This window comes from Pseudomonas sp. D1HM, from assembly GCF_019266105.1.
Classification (GTDB): domain Bacteria; phylum Pseudomonadota; class Gammaproteobacteria; order Pseudomonadales; family Pseudomonadaceae; genus Aquipseudomonas; species Aquipseudomonas taetrolens.
Map to the genome: position 1 here is coordinate 92,942 of NZ_LRMN01000014.1, position 16,367 is coordinate 109,308.

The 16,367-nt window shown below is 58.0% G+C and carries 15 protein-coding genes; 11 read left to right on the forward strand and 4 right to left on the reverse strand.

Annotation, left to right across the window (positions count from 1 at the left end; translation table 11 throughout):
- Window positions 1-6: 6 nt before the first annotated feature.
- The 3 genes from AWM69_RS14730 (at window position 7) to ccoM (ending at window position 898) form a co-directional block, all read left to right on the forward strand.
- Window positions 7-342, forward strand: coding sequence for an aspartate-semialdehyde dehydrogenase (locus tag AWM69_RS14730; RefSeq protein WP_218727332.1), 336 nt, complete (start codon window positions 7-9; stop codon window positions 340-342).
- A gap of 114 nt (window positions 343-456) precedes the next feature.
- Entirely contained in the window at window positions 457-618 is a 162-nt protein-coding gene (locus AWM69_RS14735; protein ID WP_218727334.1) for a hypothetical protein, read from the forward strand.
- A 163-nt stretch (window positions 619-781) separates the two neighbouring features.
- A complete protein-coding gene (ccoM, locus tag AWM69_RS23040; RefSeq protein WP_048377991.1) occupies window positions 782-898 on the forward strand; it encodes a cytochrome c oxidase subunit CcoM in 117 nt (38 codons plus the stop codon).
- Between the two features lie 163 nt (window positions 899-1,061).
- On the opposite strand, the gene AWM69_RS14740 is transcribed toward ccoM, so the two are convergent.
- Together AWM69_RS14740 and AWM69_RS14745 are read right to left on the reverse strand one after the other, a co-directional pair.
- On the reverse strand, window positions 1,062-2,534 hold the full coding sequence (locus AWM69_RS14740; protein ID WP_048377990.1) for an inorganic phosphate transporter: 1,473 nt from the start codon (window positions 2,532-2,534) through the stop codon (window positions 1,062-1,064).
- A 288-nt stretch (window positions 2,535-2,822) separates the two neighbouring features.
- Window positions 2,823-3,023, reverse strand: coding sequence for a hypothetical protein (locus tag AWM69_RS14745; protein WP_131652483.1), 201 nt, complete (start codon window positions 3,021-3,023; stop codon window positions 2,823-2,825).
- Window positions 3,024-3,759: 736 nt separating this feature from the next.
- Here AWM69_RS14745 and pcaR point away from each other — a divergent pair.
- From pcaR to pcaC, 8 genes are all read left to right on the forward strand, one after another.
- Window positions 3,760-4,602 carry a pca regulon transcriptional regulator PcaR gene (gene pcaR / locus AWM69_RS14750; protein WP_131652336.1) on the forward strand — a complete coding sequence of 281 codons (843 nt, stop codon included), beginning with the start codon at window positions 3,760-3,762 and terminating at the stop codon, window positions 4,600-4,602.
- A 193-nt stretch (window positions 4,603-4,795) separates the two neighbouring features.
- Entirely contained in the window at window positions 4,796-5,653 is an 858-nt protein-coding gene (locus AWM69_RS14755) for a CoA transferase subunit A (protein ID WP_048377988.1), read from the forward strand.
- Window positions 5,650-6,432, forward strand: coding sequence for a CoA-transferase subunit beta (locus AWM69_RS14760; protein WP_218727465.1), 783 nt, complete (start codon window positions 5,650-5,652; stop codon window positions 6,430-6,432). Before AWM69_RS14755 ends, AWM69_RS14760 begins: the two co-directional genes overlap by 4 nt.
- On the forward strand, window positions 6,429-7,634 hold the full coding sequence (gene pcaF / locus AWM69_RS14765) for a 3-oxoadipyl-CoA thiolase (protein WP_218727335.1): 1,206 nt from the start codon (window positions 6,429-6,431) through the stop codon (window positions 7,632-7,634). Before AWM69_RS14760 ends, pcaF begins: the two co-directional genes overlap by 4 nt.
- A gap of 133 nt (window positions 7,635-7,767) precedes the next feature.
- Window positions 7,768-9,060 carry an MFS family transporter gene (locus tag AWM69_RS14770; RefSeq protein ID WP_131652338.1) on the forward strand — a complete coding sequence of 431 codons (1,293 nt, stop codon included), beginning with the start codon at window positions 7,768-7,770 and terminating at the stop codon, window positions 9,058-9,060.
- A gap of 47 nt (window positions 9,061-9,107) precedes the next feature.
- A complete protein-coding gene (locus AWM69_RS14775) occupies window positions 9,108-10,472 on the forward strand; it encodes a 3-carboxy-cis,cis-muconate cycloisomerase (protein WP_218727337.1) in 1,365 nt (454 codons plus the stop codon).
- Between the two features lie 25 nt (window positions 10,473-10,497).
- The gene (pcaD, locus tag AWM69_RS14780; protein WP_218727339.1) at window positions 10,498-11,298 is read left to right on the forward strand and encodes a 3-oxoadipate enol-lactonase; all 801 of its coding nucleotides are present in this window, start codon (window positions 10,498-10,500) and stop codon (window positions 11,296-11,298) included.
- Window positions 11,299-11,307: 9 nt separating this feature from the next.
- Window positions 11,308-11,700 (forward strand): 4-carboxymuconolactone decarboxylase, encoded by a 393-nt coding sequence (gene pcaC, locus AWM69_RS14785; RefSeq protein WP_131652341.1) that lies wholly within the window; start codon window positions 11,308-11,310, stop codon window positions 11,698-11,700.
- Between the two features lie 63 nt (window positions 11,701-11,763).
- Here the strand turns inward: pcaC and AWM69_RS14790 are convergent, their stop codons facing one another.
- Window positions 11,764-13,215, reverse strand: a complete 1,452-nt coding sequence (locus AWM69_RS14790; protein ID WP_218727340.1) for an AdeC/AdeK/OprM family multidrug efflux complex outer membrane factor — start codon at window positions 13,213-13,215, stop codon at window positions 11,764-11,766.
- Window positions 13,212-16,367 carry an efflux RND transporter permease subunit gene (locus AWM69_RS14795; RefSeq protein ID WP_218727342.1) on the reverse strand — a complete coding sequence of 1,052 codons (3,156 nt, stop codon included), beginning with the start codon at window positions 16,365-16,367 and terminating at the stop codon, window positions 13,212-13,214. The genes AWM69_RS14790 and AWM69_RS14795 overlap by 4 nt, the downstream gene beginning before the upstream one ends.

Genomic DNA, 16,367 nt, shown 5'->3' on the forward strand with positions numbered 1-16,367 from the left:
ATCACTATGTTGCCGCCGATCCTACCGCTCAGCGTTGTTCCGGTGACCTCCTCGCAAGACCCGGCCCGTCAGCGGCCAGACATTCCTCCTGTGACAGCTACGCAAGCCGGCACAGGTGAAAATGCAATTGATCTCAAGCACCACGATACGGATCAGGCGGCTTTGCTGTTGCGTGAGGAGCAGCAGCGCCAGCACGACAAGCGCCGCCGTGAGGCTCAGGAGCAGGCGGAGGAGGGTGAGGTTGACCCCGGTGGAGCGCTGAATGCGGACGGCGCTGTACCGTCTTCTCCTTTGGCCGATGTCGCCCAGCGTCAGGGTTTATGGGTCGATATTGAAGTGTGAGCCAGATTTTTTCTGGTCAGCGAGGCAGGGGCGTCGCATTATTGGCTCATTGACTGGGGCTGTTATGGCCTCAGTCCTCCGACTTGAACACACTGACAGTGACCTTATTGCGCTATGAGCCAAGACAACAAGCTGGTTGACCTGGGGGCCGAGCGTGCAAAGCGCGTGCATGACCTGAATGAAAAGCGATTGAATGAAGTGCGGCAGGCCTTCGAGCAGGCAATGCCTTTGGTTAAAACCAAGAAAAAGCCGAAGAGCAAACCTAAAAAACGCTGAGCCGCGGCGTTTTAGATGATCTGTATCAACAATCCCCTCTTAATGCTGCGTGGCCGTGGATCACTATTGATCCCGGTCAAGTTCTCGCCTGCGCGTCCGGTTAATCTGGCTTCAACACATACGGACACGCCCTGGATACAGGGGCAAAACGCAGGAGGTCGTCATGTTTCTCGATAATGTGGTTATCGCCGGAGTACTGACCGTCGGCCTCATGCTTTTGTTTTTCGCCGGTCTAGGCATTTTTATCTGGAAGGACATGCAAAAGCGCAAGCAGCGCTGAATCCACCAGGGAATGAGCACGCAAGGCATTTTGGGCGACTTCGGTCGCCTATTTTTTTGTCCGGCGAAAAGAGATCAGAAGATGTAACCCGTATTCCGGACGGATTCAGGGCATAAAAAAAGGTACGACCCGTGAGGGGCGTACCTTTTTTGTACAGCGCGGATCAGGCGAGGACTTTGGATGCCAGCCAGAACAGCGTTGCAGACAATGCGATGGTGGCCGGTAAGGTCAGCACCCATGCCATCAGGATGGTCTTGATCGTACCGCCTTGCAGGCCGCTCTTGTTGGCGACCATGGTACCCGCTACACCCGACGACAGAATGTGCGTCGTCGATACCGGCAGGGAGAAGATGTTGGCCATGCCGATGGCGAAAGCAGTGGTGATCTGGGCCGCCATGCCCTGGGCATAGGTCATGCCCTGTTTGCCGATCTTCTCGCCGATGGTTTTAACCACGCGCTTCCAGCCAACCATGGTGCCCAGGCCCAAAGCCAGTGCTACCGCCAGAATCACCCAGAACGGGGCGTATTCAGTGGTGGCGGTCAGGTCTTTGCGCAGTTTCTCGAGGTCCGCTTTTTCGCGGGAATCAAGCACTGGCAATTTGCTGACTTTCTTTGCGGTGTCGTCCAGGCAAAGCAGGTAGCGACGGATCTCGATACGCTTTTCAGCCGGGATCGAGTGGTAGTCGGACACGCCTTTCAACGAGCCAAGCAGCGCGTCAATGGTCGGTTCGGTTTGCTGCGGGTTGCAGCTGAACTGATCCGGCAGATCGCCTTTGATGCTTTTGCCCAGAGCCAGGAATTCGGTCAGCGAAGCGTTGTTGCGCTGATAGAACTGGTTCAGGTGCAGGGTGGCGTCGCGAGTACGTTCGATCTGATAGGTCGTGCTGTTCAGATCCAGAACGAATGCGCTTGGCACGATGCCGATCAGTACCAGCATGATCAGGCCGATGCCTTTCTGGCCATCGTTGGAACCGTGAACGAAGCTCACTGCCATGGCCGAAATCACCAGAACCAGACGGTTCCAGAACGGCGGATGCTTCTTGTCATCCAGCTTGCGGCGTTGCTCTGGGGTCTTGTGCATCTTGGACCCCGGACGCCACCACTTCAGGGCGACCAGCACCAGACCGGCAACCAGGAAACCGGCCATTGGCGAGAACACCAGCGAGGCACCAATGTCGATAGCCTTTTGCCAGTTAACCCCGTCGCTCACCGGAATTCCGCTGATCAGGGCGTTGGCCAGGCCGACGCCCAGAATCGAGCCGATCAGGGTATGCGAGCTCGACGCCGGAATCCCGAAGTACCAGGTACCCAGGTTCCAGGTGATGGCTGCAGCAAGCAGTGAGAACACCATGGCCAGGCCATGTCCGGTGTTTACATTTACCAGAAGCTCTACCGGCAGCAGGTGAACGATGGCATATGCCACGCCGACCCCGCCCAGCAGAACCCCGAGAAAATTGAACACACCGGAAAAGAACACCGCCAGATGAGGCGGCATGGCTTTGGTGTAGATGACAGTCGCTACCGCGTTCGCGGTGTCATGAAAGCCGTTGATGAACTCAAACGCGAGAACAAAGGCTAGGGCGAAGAAGAGGCTGATAAGAACCCAGGCGTCCAATCCGCTTAATAGATCGATCATGAAGGTTTTCTGACACGGTCATAAAGGGGGCCGGATTATGCCAGAAAACCGCGGCTTTCGATGCATTAGCTGCACGTTGGTAACATCTGTAAATGAAAAAGCTTGTAAGACGCGTCCGTTCCTTGGCGTCAGAAAACCTCTACAGGCCCCTGATTTCAAAGGGTATAAGCCATCCTGAAGAGCCGCTTAAACCCTCTGTCATGACCTGTATCGAGCGCATGAATGAGGCGTTCAGGAGGGCACGGGGTTTTAAGGTCTGTCGTTATGCCCGGTTTTCAGCCGGCGAGCTCAGGGCTCTTCGGGCTTGAGCTCTTTTTCGATTTTTTGAATTTCCTGGGTGAACGCCTGGTCGAGCAGGCTGGCGCGTTTACGCCACGGTTTACGCTCAGGCTCGGGTTGAGCGGCGTAGGTGGTCACTTCACCGCCGTATACATCCTTGTAACGTTGTTCCTGACGCTCAAGTTCTGCGCGCAGTTCGTCTTTCGTCACAGTCATACCTAATTGAGTAAGGATTTAATCGGGTGGGCCATCATGCGTGAATGGCCAATTCATTTGATGTCGGTGTTCTGCACGGAGCCGATGGTTTTGGGCTGCGCCGGATTTAATGCACTGCTTTCTCTGTACACCCTGCGCTCATTCATAGTGCATGAGCGTCGCGGCAGTTAAGTACTCACCGTCCGGGGAGGTAACTCGCGGTGCACCGGGATGTTTAACCGCGGGGGCGTAGTGATGAGCAGACGGTACAAGAGTGTTCACTGCGCAGCGGTCGCTTGATCCGGTGCATTCAATAACGGAGGGACAGAATGCCTGAGTGATACCGCTACTATCGCCGAAGCCCTTTAGGCACGTCAATGTTCTATTGAGGGGCCTGTTTCTGAAGAGGAAAAGTTACCGGGATTAACCCGGTGCTTGATCTAATAAAGGCCGCAGCTAATTGCCCTGAAAGTTACTCAACACAGTGGCTGAGTTTAAATGCTGAGCGATATATAACCGAGGCGCTCTATCCTGTTATCCGGTTGTTAGTCAGGGCGACTTGAATTAACACGGGTGACGTCATGTGCCGCAAGAAAGTAGCCCGGGGAAGGTTCATGAGTTCTCTGGAGGCAGGATCGGATTGCGATTATCGGTCAGTGGTTCGATAATCGCCCGGGTCATGTGCGCCGAGAGTGCTCTGTGCCGCGGGCAGGATGTAATAACAAAAACGAGCTTCAGCCGGAGACAGTGAATGAGTGATCAATTGCGCAATGCCGCTGCCAGTATCGCGCCACCGATTGTGGCTTCGCCTGCGAAACGTATTCAGGCGTTTACCGGCGATCCTGATTTCATGGCCTCGCTGGCCCGTGGCCTGGCCGTGGTGCAGGCGTTCCAGGAACGCAAACGGCACCTGACCATTGCCCAGATCAGCCATCGCACTGAAATTCCGCGAGCGGCGGTGCGCCGTTGCTTGTATACGTTGATCAAGCTCGGATATGCCACCACCGATGGCCGCACTTACTCCCTGTTGCCCAAGGTCTTGACCCTGGGGCATGCCTATTTGTCATCGACCCCTCTGGCGGTTTCCGCCCAACCGTATCTGGATCGCATGAGCGAGCAATTGCACGAGGCTTGCAACATGGCGACGCTTGAAGGTGATGACATTCTTTACATTGCCCGCTCGGCAACGACCCAGCGATTAATTTCGGTGGACTTGTCCGTGGGTGGCCGGCTGCCTGCGTACTGCACGTCCATGGGCCGCATTCTGTTGGCTGCCCTGGACGACGTGACGCTAAACGAATACCTGGCGCACGGTGACTTTCAAGCCAAGACCAGCCGCACCCTGCACACGCCTGAGGCATTGCTTGAGTGTTTGCAGCAAGTGCGCGAGCAGGGCTGGTGTGTGGTCGATCAGGAACTGGAGCAAGGGCTGCGCTCCATTGCCGTACCGGTATACGACGCTTCCGGGCAAGTGTTGGCGGCCTTGAACGTCAGCACCCACGCCGCTCGGGTGACACGTACAGAGCTGGAGCAGCGCTTCCTGCCGATCATGCTCAGTTCCAGCCGTGAGTTGAGTGCTCAGCTGTTTACATGATGGCGTCATAGCTCCCCGCCGCTTCAATCTGATATTACCCAGCAAGCTAACTATGTGTTCGATAAACGAACACATAGTCGATTATCGGATTGTTTTGGCCCGTGACGGCGGCTTAACCTGCAAGGCATACGGTGTCGCCCTGGCACACCTTCTTCTTACTGCAGTGGCCAACAAGAATCGGGAGCTACCCCAGATGGCAGATATCATTTCGTTACACGACGCCGTGAAACAGTTTGTGAGCGATGGCGACACCGTTGCGCTCGAAGGTTTCACCCATCTGATCCCGACGGCTGCGGGCCATGAAATCATCCGCCAGGGCAAGAAAGACCTGACACTGGTACGGATGACCCCTGACCTGGTCTACGATCAGTTGATTGGTGCCGGTTGTGCACGCAAGTTGATTTTCTCCTGGGGTGGCAACCCTGGTGTGGGTTCGCTGCACCGTCTGCGTGATGCCGTTGAAAAGCAGTGGCCGCAGCCATTGGAAATCGAAGAACACAGCCACGCCGACCTGGCCAATGCCTACGTGGCGGGGGCTTCGGGCCTTCCATTCGCGGTGCTGCGAGCCTACGCAGGATCGGATCTGCCCAAGGTTAACCCGCTGATTAAAACCGTGACCTGTCCGTTTACAGGCGAAGTACTGGCCGCCGTCCCTTCGGTACGCCCCGATGTCACTGTCATTCATGCGCAAAAAGCCGACCGCAAAGGCAATGTCTTGCTCTGGGGCATCCTCGGCGTGCAGAAAGAGGCTGCACTGGCGGCCAAGCGCTGCATCGTTACGGTTGAAGAAATCGTCGACGATCTGCAAGCCCCGATGAACGCGTGCGTCCTGCCGACCTGGGCATTGAGTGCGGTGTGCCATGTGCCGGGCGGGGCGCATCCGTCTTACGCTCACGGTTACACAGAACGTGATAACCGCTTCTATCAGGCGTGGGACCCGATTGCCCGCGACCGTGAGACTTTTACTGCCTGGATCAATGAATACATCCTCGGCACTGCCAATTTCAGTGAGTTCCAGGCCAAGTTGGCCAGCGCTTCGGAGGCAAAATAATGGCTTACTCCACCAATGAAATGATGACCGTAGCTGCCGCTCGCCGTTTGAAAAACGGTTCGGTGTGTTTTGTCGGTATCGGCCTGCCTTCCAAAGCTGCCAACCTGGCGCGACTGACGTCGTCGCCTGACGTGGTACTGATTTACGAGTCCGGCCCGATTGGTGCCAAGCCCGACGTGCTGCCGCTGTCGATCGGCGATGGTGAACTGGCCGAAACCGCCGATACCGTCGTTTCTACCAGCGAAATTTTCCGTTACTGGCTGCAAGGTGGCCGGGTTGATGTGGGGTTCCTGGGCGCTGCTCAAGTTGACCGCTTCGGCAATATCAACACTACGGTGGTGGGCGATTACCACCAGCCTAAAGTCCGTTTGCCGGGTGCCGGTGGCGCACCTGAAATCGCCGGTTCGGCGAAAAGTGTGCTGATCATTCTCAAGCAGTCCGCCCGTTCGTTCGTCGACAAGCTGGACTTCATCACATCGGTCGGTCACGGCGAAGGCGGCGATTCCCGCAAACGCCTCGGGCTGCCGGGGGATGGCCCGGTTGGGATCATCACCGACCTGTGCATCATGGAGCCTGAAGCGCAAACCAATGAGTTTGTGGTCACGGCCTTGCACCCGGGTGTAACCCGTGAGCAAGTCACTGCAGCTACCGGTTGGGCCATCCGTTTTGCCGACAACGTGGAACTGACTGCCGAGCCGACCGAGGTTGAACTCAGCGCCTTGCGTGATCTGGAGACGCGCACCGCGCTGGCCCACGGTCAAGCGCCAGGAGAAGCATGATGCGCGAAGTATTTATCTGTGACGCAATTCGTACGCCGATTGGCCGTTTTGGCGGTGGCCTGGCTGCCGTGCGCGCTGATGATCTGGCTGCAACGCCGATCAAGGCACTGATGGAGCGCAACCCGGGCGTGAAGTGGGACGAAGTTGATGAGGTGTTTTTCGGCTGCGCCAACCAGGCGGGCGAAGACAACCGTAATGTCGCACGGATGGCGGCATTGCTGGCCGGGTTGCCGCAGACCATTCCGGGCGTAACCTTGAACCGTTTGTGTGCCTCGGGCATGGACGCAATCGGTACGGCATTCCGGGCGATTGCCAGCGGCGAAATGGAGCTGGCCATTGCTGGGGGCGTCGAGTCGATGTCGCGCGCGCCGTTTGTCATGGGCAAGGCTGACGCGGCGTATTCGCGCAACATGAAGCTTGAAGACACCACCATTGGCTGGCGATTTATCAACCCGCTGATGAGCGCTCAATACGGCGTCGATCCGATGCCGCAAACTGCGGATAACGTGGCCGACGATTACCGGATCTCACGCGCAGACCAGGATGCTTTCGCCTTGCGCAGCCAGCAACGTACCGCGGCGGCTCAGGCGGCAGGCTACTTTGCAGAAGAGATTGTGGCGGTACGTATCGCCCATAAAAAAGGCGAAACCGTGGTCGATCGCGATGAGCATCCGCGTGCGGACACCAGCCTTGAGACCTTGAGCAAACTCAAACCGGTCAACGGTCCTGATAAAACCGTCACCGCGGGCAATGCCTCGGGTGTTAACGACGGCGCTGCGGCGCTGATCCTGGCGTCGGCCGATGCGGTAAAACGGCACGGCCTGACAGCGCGTGCGCGGGTACTGGGCATGGCCAGCGCCGGTGTAGCACCCCGGGTTATGGGGATCGGCCCGGTGCCTGCCGTACGCAAGCTGGTTGAACGCCTGGGGTTGGCGGTCAGCGATTTTGACGTGATTGAGCTTAACGAAGCGTTCGCCAGCCAGGGCTTGGCGGTGTTGCGCGAGTTGGGGCTGGCGGATGACGCCCCCCAGGTCAATCCGAATGGCGGAGCGATTGCGCTGGGTCATCCATTGGGCATGAGCGGTGCTCGCATCGTCATGACGGCGTTGCATCAGCTGGAAAAAACCGGGGGCAAGAAAGGCCTGGCGACGATGTGTGTGGGCGTCGGCCAAGGTTTGGCGCTGGCCATAGAGCGGGTCTGAGGCGAGCTGCAAGCATTGGAATCAACACTTGTCTGAGTGGCAGAGGTCTCTGTCGCTCAGACAAATTGTGGTTGCGGTCCTGAGTGTTGCAAGATATTTCTAGATGCAACTAGCCCTGAATGAGTCTAAAAACATGACAACAGATACTCACTACACAGGAGAGGAACGCAGGAAAAGGATCTTTGCGATTGTGGGCGCCTCCTCGGGCAACCTGGTCGAATGGTTCGATTTCTATGTGTACGCCTTTTGTGCAATCTACTTCGCCCCCGCTTTTTTCCCCTCTGATGACCCTACCGTTCAGCTGTTGAACACGGCCGGGGTGTTTGCGGCTGGCTTCTTGATGCGACCGATTGGTGGCTGGCTGTTTGGCCGAGTGGCTGACAAGCACGGACGCAAGAACTCAATGATGATCTCGGTGCTCATGATGTGCGCCGGGTCATTGGTGATTGCCTTTTTGCCGACTTACGACGCCATTGGCGCCTGGGCCCCCGCTTTGCTATTGATGGCGCGGTTGTTCCAGGGGTTGTCGGTGGGGGGCGAATACGGCACTACCGCGACCTACATGAGTGAGGTGGCGCTTAAGGGCCAGCGCGGTTTCTTTGCGTCGTTTCAGTACGTGACCTTGATCGGCGGCCAATTGCTGGCGGTGCTGGTCGTGGTCATTCTTCAACAGTTTTTGTCCGAAGACGAGCTGCGGGCCTGGGGCTGGCGCATCCCGTTTGTCATCGGAGCTCTTGCGGCACTGATTTCGCTGCTGCTGCGTCGCAGCCTGAAAGAAACGACCAGCGCCGAAACCCGTCAGGACAAGGATGCAGGCAGCGTGGCTGCTTTGTTCCGTGACCACAAAGCTGCGTTCATTACCGTGCTGGGTTACACAGCAGGCGGCTCGCTGATTTTCTACACGTTCACCACTTACATGCAGAAGTATTTGGTGAACACGGCTGGCATGCATGCCAAGACCGCCAGTTACATCATGACCGGTGCGCTCTTCCTTTATATGTGCATGCAGCCGATATTCGGCATGCTGGCAGACAAGATCGGTCGCCGTAACTCGATGCTCTGGTTTGGCGCCTTGGGCACGCTGTGCACAGTGCCGATCTTGCTGAGTCTGAAAACCATCACCAGCCCGTTTTTGGCGTTTGTGCTGATCACGCTGGCGTTGGCAATTGTCAGCTTTTACACCTCGATCAGCGGGCTGGTTAAAGCCGAAATGTTTCCGCCGCAGGTGCGGGCTTTGGGGGTTGGCCTGGCCTACGCTGTCGCGAACGCTATCTTTGGCGGTTCGGCGGAATACGTTGCCTTGGGTCTCAAGTCCATGGGCATGGAAAACACCTTCTATTGGTACGTGACGGCGATGATGGCGATTGCTTTTCTGTTCAGCTTCCGTTTGCCCAGACAGCCCAAATACCTGCACCACGATCTCTGATGTGCTTGCGCGTGCCGAGTGTGGCGCGCGCCTCGAGAGGATGAGTTATGCGTGACCGAACGAGTAATCAACTGTTTGAGGCTTATTTCACGGCCAAGGCCATGGGCGAGGTGTTTTGTGACCATGGCCGTGTACAGGCCATGCTCGACTTTGAAGCGGCTCTGGCCCGGGCGCAAGCCAGGGTCGGCCTGATTCCTCAGTCAGCGGTTGAACCGATCCGCGCCGCGTGCAAGGCCGAACTCTACGACTTCGATGCCTTGGGGCAGGCCATTGCCGTCGCCGGTAATTCGGCCATTCCGCTGGTCAAGGCCTTGGGTCAGCAGATTGCCGCAGTGGCCCCTGAAGCCGAACGCTATGTGCACTTGGGGGCGACCAGCCAGGATGTAATGGACAGCGGTCTGGTACTGCAATTGCGTGCCGCTCTGGGATTGATCGAGGCTGATCTGGCGCGTCTCGGTGAGGTCCTCGCTCGGCAAGCCCGGCGTTATGCCGCGACCCCGCTGGCAGGCCGCACCTGGCTGCAACAGGCCACCCCTGTCACGTTGGGCATGAAACTCGCCAGTTGGCTGGGAGCCGTTACCCGTAACCGTCAACGATTGCTGGAATTGAAACCGCGCCTGCTGTGCCTGCAGTTTGGTGGTGCGTCGGGCACCTTGGCGGCCTTGGGGGATCAGGCCCTGCCTGTAGCCCGGGCGCTGGCGGATGAGCTTGATTTACAGATGCCCGACCAGCCCTGGCACACCCAGCGTGATCGACTGGTGGAGTTTGGCGCGGTGTTGGGCCTGATCGCCGGGAGCCTGGGCAAGGTAGGACGTGATATCAGCCTGCTGATGCAGACCGAAGCCGCCGAGGTGTTTGAGCCGGCGGCGCCGGGCAAGGGCGGTTCATCGACCATGCCGCACAAGCGCAACCCGGTGGGCTCGGCAGTCTTGATCAGTGCCGCGACGCGGGTGCCGGGTTTGTTGAGCATCCTGTTCAGCGCCATGCCTCAGGAGCACGAGCGCAGCCTGGGTTTATGGCATGCCGAATGGGAAACCTTGCCTGAAATCTGCTGCCTGGTGTCCGGGGCGCTGGCTCAGGCACTGAATATGACCCAGGGGCTGGAGGTGGATGCCGAGCGCATGGCGCACAACCTCGACCTGACCCATGGCCTGGTGCTGGCCGAAGCCGTCAGCATCGTGCTGGCTCAGCGTGTGGGCCGAGAGGCTTCACACCATCTGCTGGAACAGTGCTGCAAGCGTGCCGTGTCCGAGCAACGCCATTTACGGGCGGTGCTGGGTGATGACGCTGGCGTGACCGCACACCTGAGTGCAGCCGAACTGGATCGCTTGCTCGATCCGGCCCATTACCTCGGCCAGGCGACGACATGGGTCGAGCGTGCAGTGGCTGAACATTTTTCGTTGGCGCATTGAATTGGCGCCGCAAAAGGAGAAACTGGTGAAACGTGTACAACTCGCTGATGGTGAACTCAACTACCAGATCGATGGCCCGCCAGGTGCCCCGGTGCTGGTGTTGTCCAACTCGCTGGGCACTGATCTGGGAATGTGGGACACGCAGGTGGCTGCGTTCGCCAAGTACTTCCAGGTGTTGCGTTACGACACCCGGGGTCATGGCCAGTCGCTGGTGACTGAGGGCCCGTACAGCATCGAGCAGTTGGGACGTGATGTGCTGGCGCTGCTGGATGCTCTGCAGATTGAGCGCGCACATTTTTGCGGGCTGTCGATGGGCGGTTTGATCGGCCAATGGCTGGGGATCAATGCCGGTGAGCGGTTGAACAAATTGGTGGTGTGCAACACGGCCGCCAAGATTGGCGAGCCTTCGGTGTGGAACCCGCGTATTGAAACCGTGTTGCGTGAAGGTGCGGCGGCGATGGTCGCATTGCGCGATGCATCGATTGCCCGCTGGTTCACCCCGGACTATGCCGAGGCGCATCCGGAGCAGGCCAAGCGCATCACCGACATGCTTGCGGCCACTTCGCCTCAAGGGTACGCGGCCAACTGTGCGGCGGTGCGTGATGCGGATTTCCGCGATCAACTGGGTTGGATCAAAGTGCCTATGCTGGTGATTGCCGGTACACAAGATGCGGTCACACCGCCGTCGGGTGGCCACTTTATCCAGGCGCGTGTACCGGGCGCACACTACGCAGAGTTCTATGCTGCCCACCTGTCCAACGTTCAGGCCGGTGACGCGTTCAGTCAGTGCGTGCTGGATTTTTTGTTGGCAGATAAAGGGGTTTAAGGAACGGCTATGGACGAAAAACAACGTTATGACGAAGGCCTGAGTGTACGTCGCGCCGTGCTCGGTGATGCTCATGTCGATCGCAGCTTGAACGCCTTGACTGAGTTCAACAGTGAGTTCCAGGAAATGATCACCCGTCATGCCTGGGGCGACATCTGGACGCGTCCGGGCCTGCCGCGACATACCCGCAGCCTGATCACGATCGCGATGCTGATCGGGATGAACCGTAATGAAGAGCTCAAGCTGCATTTGCGTGCGGCGGCGAGTAACGGTGTCACCCGTGCAGAGATCAAGGAAGTACTGATGCAAAGCGCGATCTACTGCGGCATTCCGGCAGCCAATGCGACATTCCACCTGGCAGAGTCGGTGTGGGATGAGCTGGGCGTTGAATCGCGGGTTTGACCTTTATCCGCCCAGACACAATAAACCCGCCTATTGGCGGGTTTATTGTTTATTCAGTACCGATCAAGCCTTGGGCGGCTTGTCCGAAACAGGGCGGCTTTGCCCGGTTTGTTCAAACCAGCCACCCCCTAGCGCTTTGTACAGATTGACCTCGCTGGTCAACTGCGACAAACGGTCGGTGATCAGCGATTGCTGTGCGCTGAACAGCGAGCGCTGAGCGTCGAGGAAGGTCAGGTTGCTGTCGATACCAATCCGATAGCGACGTTCGGCCAACCGGTAGTAGTTCTGGTTGGCTTCGACGAAATCGGTTTGCGCCTGCAATTGCTGATTGTAAGTCTGGCGTGCTGCAAGACCGTCGGAGACTTCCTGGAATGCCGTCTGGATCGCCTTCTCGTACTGAGAAACGGTGATTTCCTTCTGGATTTTCGAATAGTCGAGGCTGGCGCGCAAAGCCCCTGCGTTGAAGATCGGCAGGTTGATTTGCGGCGAAAACAGCCACGTCCCCGAGCCACCCTTGAACAGCCCCGACAGGTCAGGGCTCAAGGTCCCGGCATTGGCGGTGAGGCTGATGCTCGGGAAGAATGCAGCCCGCGCCGCACCGATATTGGCGTTAGCGGCCAACAACTTGTGCTCGGCTTCGAGGATGTCCGGACGGCGTTGCAGCAAGTCGGATGGCAAACCAGCCGGCACTTCGGTCAACAGATCTGCCGCCAGCGGTTTGCTTGCCGGCAGGTTATCCGGAAGGGTCGTGCCCAGCAGCAGGGCCAGGCTGTTCTGGTCCTGCGCGACCTGGCGCGTGTATTTCGCCAGCTGCACTTTGGCGTTTTCAACCGAGGTGCGTGCCTGGCTCAGATCAAGGGCCGAGGCCACTCCGACTTCATTGCTGCGCAAGGTGAGCTTGTAGCTCTCGTCGTAGTTTTTCAGCGTGTCTTGAGTGAGCTTGAGCAGTTCTTTGTCTGCCTGCCAGGTCAAGTAGGCATTCGCGACGCTGGCGACCAGACTGATCTGAGTCGAGCGGCGGGCTTCTTCAGTAGCGAAGTAGTTCTGCAAGGCTTGATCGCTCAGGCTGCGCACCCGGCCGAACAAGTCGAGTTCATACGCGCTGACCCCAAGCGTCGCCGAGTAGGTGCTGCTGATACCCGACTCTCCGGTTTGCGACATGTTTGCCGGTGTACGTTGACGGCTACCGCTGCCATTGGCCGAAACCGCCGGGAACAGGTCTGCACGCTGGATACGGTATTGCGCGGCATAGGCGTCGATGTTCAACGCAGCGACCCGGAGGTCGCGGTTGTTGACCAGAGCCGTCTGAATCAGTTGTTGCAGGGCCGGGTCATGGAAAAACTGACGCCAGCCTTGTTCCGCGGCGGCCTGATTGGCCGCCTCGGTTGGCGAGTACGCCGGGCCTTGCGGGTACTGAGCCGCTACCGGCGCTTCAGGGCGCTGGTAATCCGGGATCAGCGAGCAGCCGCCCAGGGTAAATGCGGCGACAGCGAGGGCTAGAAGGGACTTGCTCATTGGCCAGCCTCGTTGTTTGGAGTTTTAGTCAGGTCCACTTTTTTCTCTGAATCTTTTTTGCTGCCAAAGGACGATACGGCGACAAAGAACAGCGGCACCCAGAATACGGCCAGTACCGTAGCGGTGATCATGCCGCCGATAACGCCGGTACCGATAGCATGCTGGCTGCCCGAGCCTGCGCCCGAGGAGATAGCCAGCGGGATTACGCCGAGTACGAACGCCAGCGAGGTCATGATGATCGGACGCAGACGCATGCGGCACGCTTCAATCGCAGCCTCCGTCAGGGTACGCCCTTGTTCATGCAGCTCTTTGGCAAACTCGACGATCAGAATGGCGTTTTTCGAAGCCAGACCGATGGTCGTGAGCAAGCCCACCTGGAAGTACACGTCGTTGGACAGCCCGCGAAGGCTTGTGGCCATCAACGCACCGATGATCCCCAGTGGCACAACCAACATGACCGCAATCGGGATCGACCAGCTTTCGTACAGTGCAGCAAGGCACAGGAATACCATCAGCAACGAGATAGCGTACAGGGCAGGGGCTTGCGAACCTGACAGGCGCTCCTCGTATGACAGCCCCGTCCAGGAAATCCCCACGCCGTCCGGCAGTTTCTTGGCCAGCGCTTCCACTTCAGCCATAGCCTGGCCACTGCTGTAGCCCGGTGCCGGAGCACCCAGAACTTCCATGGCTTCTACGCCGTTGTAACGCGAGAGCTTGGGCGGACCGTAGATCCACTTGCCCTTGGCGAAGGCCGAGAACGGCACCATGGTTCCTTCACCATTGCGTACGTACCACTTCTTCAAGTCTTCCGGGTTCATCCGCGACTCGGCTTTACCTTGCAGGTAAACCTTTTTCACGCGGCCGTGGTCGATGAAGTCGTTGACGTAGCTGGCACCCAGCCCGATCGACAGGGTGCTGTTGATGTCGCTCAGTTCAACGCCCAGGGCGCGGGCCGCTTCGTCGTCAATTTCGAGCTGGTACTGCGGCTCATCGTTCAGGCCGTTCGGGCGTACACCGGCCAGGATCTTGCTTTGAGCGGCCATCCCCAGGAACTGGTTGCGGGCCTCCATCAGCTTCTCGTGACCAATACCTGAGCGGTCTTGCAGGTAAACGTCAAAACCGGTGGCGTTACCCAGCTCCATCACTGCCGGTGGTGCGAAAGCGAACACCATGGCATCGCGGAACGTTGAGAAGTGCGCCTGAGCCCGTCCAGCCAGCGCAAATACGCTGTTGTCGGCATCACGCTCGCCCCAGGGTTTGAGCATGATGAACGCCATGCCGGAGCTTTGGCCGCGACCGGCGAAGTTAAAGCCGTTTACGGTAAATACGGAAGACACGGCTGCTGACTCATCGGTCAACAGGTACTCACGCATCCGGTCGATGACGTTCTGGGTACGCTCTGCGGTCGTGCCTGCCGGTGTTTGCACCTGGGCAAACAGTACGCCCTGATCTTCTTCCGGAAGGAAGGAGGTCGGGATACGCGTGAACAGGAACACCATGCCGACCACGATCAGGACATAGGCCAGGAAGTAAGGGACCTTATGGCGCAGGATGCTGCCAACACCTTTTTCATAGCGTTTTACGCCGCTGTCGAAGGTGCGGTTGAACCAGCCGAAGAAGCCGCGTTTGTTCTCGCCATGATCGCCTTTGGCGATAGGTTTGAGCATGGTGGCGCACAGGGCAGGGGTGAAGATCAGGGCAACCAGTACCGACAGGGCCATCGCCGAAACGATAGTGATCGAGAACTGTTTGTAAATCACACCGGTCGAGCCGCTGAAGAAGGCCATTGGCAGCAGAACTGCCGACAGCACCAGGGCAATACCGACCAGGGCACCCTGGATCTGCTCCATGGATTTCTTGGTGGCTTCCTTGGGCGGCAGTCCTTCCTCTGACATGACCCGCTCGACGTTTTCAACCACGACGATCGCATCGTCCACCAGCAAGCCGATGGCCAGTACCATGCCGAACATGGTCAAGGTGTTAATGCTGAAGCCGGCAGCGGCCAGAATCCCGAAAGTACCGAGCAAAACCACGGGTACCGTCATCGTGGTGATGATGGTGGCGCGGAAGTTCTGCAGGAACAGGAACATGACCAGGAACACCAGCGCGACAGCTTCGACCAGGGTTTCAAGTACGCCTTCGATCGATGCGGAAACCACTGGAGTGGTGTCATACGGGTAAACGACTTTCATGCCTTCAGGAAAGAAGGGTTCCAGGTCTGCGATGGTTGCGCGCAGTGCCTTGGCGGTGTCCAGGGCGTTGGAGCCCGGAGCCAGCTTGATCGCAAGACCTGACGACGGCATGCCGTTGTACTGCGCGCTGATGCTGTAGTTCTCACCACCCAGGCCAACCTCGGCGACATCTTTCAGGCGTACCTGAGAACCGTCGGTGTTGACCTTGAGCAGGATTTTTTCGAACTGTTCAGCGGTTTGCAGACGGGTTTTACCAATGATGGTCGCGTTCAGCTCCTGACCTTTTACCGCAGGCATGCCGCCCAGTTGTCCGGAGGACACCTGTACGTTCTGTGCGCTGATGGCTGACTTGACGTCCACCGGGGTCAGGTTGAATTTGTTCAGCTTGGCCGGGTCGAGCCAGATACGCATGGCGTACTGAGCACCGAAGACCTGGAAGTCGCCCACACCTGCGGTACGGGAAATCGGGTCCTGCATGTTGGAGACGATGTAGTTCGACAGGTCGTCCTTGTTCATGCTGCCGTTTTCAGACACCACGCCGATGACCATCAGGAAGTTTTTCACTGCCTTGGTCACACGGATACCCTGCTGCTGAACTTCTTGGGGCAGCAGAGGGGTGGCCAGGTTGAGTTTGTTCTGTACCTGAACCTGAGCGGTATCCGGGTCAGTACCCTGGTCGAACGTAGCCGTGATGCTCATGCTGCCGTCGGAGTTACTTTCCGAAGACACATAACGCAGGTGGTCAATCCCGTTGAGCTGCTGCTCGATTACCTGAACCACGGTGTCCTGCACGGTTTGCGCCGAAGCGCCCGGGTAGTTCACTGCAATCGAGATGGCCGGTGGCGCGATGCTCGGGTATTGGTTGATCGGCAGTCTCAGGATAGATAAAGCCCCGACCAGCATGATGACCAGGGCAATTACCCAGGCAAAAATCGGACGGTCGATAAAAAATTTCGACAT

Coding starts and splice junctions, on each gene's coding strand:
- AWM69_RS14730 (WP_218727332.1), top strand. CDS start 7: ATGTTGCCGCCGATCCTACCGCTCAGCGTTGTTCCGGTGACCTCCTCG.
- pcaC (WP_131652341.1), top strand. CDS start 11,308: ATGGACGAAAAACAACGTTATGACGAAGGCCTGAGTGTACGTCGCGCC.
- AWM69_RS14755 (WP_048377988.1), top strand. CDS start 4,796: ATGGCAGATATCATTTCGTTACACGACGCCGTGAAACAGTTTGTGAGC.
- AWM69_RS14735 (WP_218727334.1), top strand. CDS start 457: ATGAGCCAAGACAACAAGCTGGTTGACCTGGGGGCCGAGCGTGCAAAG.
- AWM69_RS14770 (WP_131652338.1), top strand. CDS start 7,768: ATGACAACAGATACTCACTACACAGGAGAGGAACGCAGGAAAAGGATC.
- AWM69_RS14795 (WP_218727342.1), bottom strand. CDS start 16,367: ATGTCGAAATTTTTTATCGACCGTCCGATTTTTGCCTGGGTAATTGCC.
- pcaR (WP_131652336.1), top strand. CDS start 3,760: ATGAGTGATCAATTGCGCAATGCCGCTGCCAGTATCGCGCCACCGATT.
- AWM69_RS14790 (WP_218727340.1), bottom strand. CDS start 13,215: ATGAGCAAGTCCCTTCTAGCCCTCGCTGTCGCCGCATTTACCCTGGGC.
- AWM69_RS14775 (WP_218727337.1), top strand. CDS start 9,108: ATGCGTGACCGAACGAGTAATCAACTGTTTGAGGCTTATTTCACGGCC.
- pcaF (WP_218727335.1), top strand. CDS start 6,429: ATGATGCGCGAAGTATTTATCTGTGACGCAATTCGTACGCCGATTGGC.
- ccoM (WP_048377991.1), top strand. CDS start 782: ATGTTTCTCGATAATGTGGTTATCGCCGGAGTACTGACCGTCGGCCTC.
- AWM69_RS14740 (WP_048377990.1), bottom strand. CDS start 2,534: ATGATCGATCTATTAAGCGGATTGGACGCCTGGGTTCTTATCAGCCTC.